At 58.0% G+C, this 920-nt stretch carries 2 protein-coding genes; both read left to right on the top strand.

Annotation, left to right across the window (positions count from 1 at the left end; translation table 11 throughout):
* Nucleotides 1-90 precede the first annotated feature (90 nt).
* The gene (locus tag OQK_RS01025) at nucleotides 91-453 is read left to right on the top strand and encodes an antibiotic biosynthesis monooxygenase (protein ID WP_016770724.1); all 363 of its coding nucleotides are present in this window, start codon (nucleotides 91-93) and stop codon (nucleotides 451-453) included.
* A 101-nt stretch (nucleotides 454-554) separates the two neighbouring features.
* Nucleotides 555-824, top strand: coding sequence for a hypothetical protein (locus tag OQK_RS01020; RefSeq protein ID WP_016770723.1), 270 nt, complete (start codon nucleotides 555-557; stop codon nucleotides 822-824).
* Nucleotides 825-920: the final 96 nt, after the last annotated feature.

The raw sequence follows: 920 nt of genomic DNA, 5'->3' as shown, positions 1-920 counted from the left end.
GAAAATACTCTTGACCTTGACTTAACTAGAGGTTTTACCCTGCAGCTCTTCGGGTCGCAAGGCTCGCATCAAGATGAGTGGGGGCTTTACATGAGCAATCGCAGCTTTACCCAATTGATCGAATTCGAAATCGAACCCCGTCAGCAAGCGGCGCTGGTCTCGGCATTGGCCACGCAGACCGAGGGGCTGGCCCAGCGTTACGACGGGTTTCTCAGCGCCAGCGTGCAGGCCAGCGACGACGGCCGCCGCGTGCTGAGCTTTTTGCAATGGCAGAGCCGCGAAGCGGGGGAGGCGGCGTTTCGCAGTTTCGAAAGCGGCGAGGAGGATTTCTGGCAATTGATCCGCACCCATCGGGCAAAAACCGTGACCTTCAATTCGTTCCAGGTTCACAGCAGCATTGCCCGCAGTCACGACGATGCGCTGCATTGTCGTCTGCCGGTCAGCCAGTATTAGCGCAAAGCTGATAGCCACTATTGAGAGCGTTGATTTCTGCGCGAGCGAGCCGGGGCGTAGCCTTTCTCCATCGACCCCACATAGCTCGCCAGGACGCTCCCATGAACCGTTTACTGACTGTTTCGCTGATGCTCGCTGTTTCCGTACTCGCAGGTTGTGCCGGCCATGTTTCGCCCGAGCTGCGCCCTTACACCGCTGAAGAATCCCGCGAACTGGCGCTGGAAGCGCTGAACCGCAGCGGCTTGTCGTTCGACGAATACCACGCGAAAAAAGCCCAATTGCTCGGCCAGCCGCAGAAGACTTTCGGCTTCGACCAACAGGGTGAGATGAGCGCCGAACGTGCCATACAGCTGCACGGTCGTCCGAGCTGAAGGCAAACTGTACTGCTTGAAGTTTTCCCTAACTGTCCGTGGGTTTGCCGGGCCGTGTGGGATAGGGTCAACAGCTGAATGACCCTGGATGGACTG

The sequence above is a fragment of the Pseudomonas sp. R62 genome, assembly GCF_000257605.1.
GTDB classification, from domain to species: Bacteria; Pseudomonadota; Gammaproteobacteria; order Pseudomonadales; family Pseudomonadaceae; genus Aquipseudomonas; species Aquipseudomonas atacamensis.
The sequence above is the reverse complement of the archived record's forward strand: the minus strand, read 5'-3'. Positions and strand labels throughout refer to the sequence as shown.

Coding starts and splice junctions, on each gene's coding strand:
- OQK_RS01025 (WP_016770724.1), top strand. CDS start 91: ATGAGCAATCGCAGCTTTACCCAATTGATCGAATTCGAAATCGAACCC.
- OQK_RS01020 (WP_016770723.1), top strand. CDS start 555: ATGAACCGTTTACTGACTGTTTCGCTGATGCTCGCTGTTTCCGTACTC.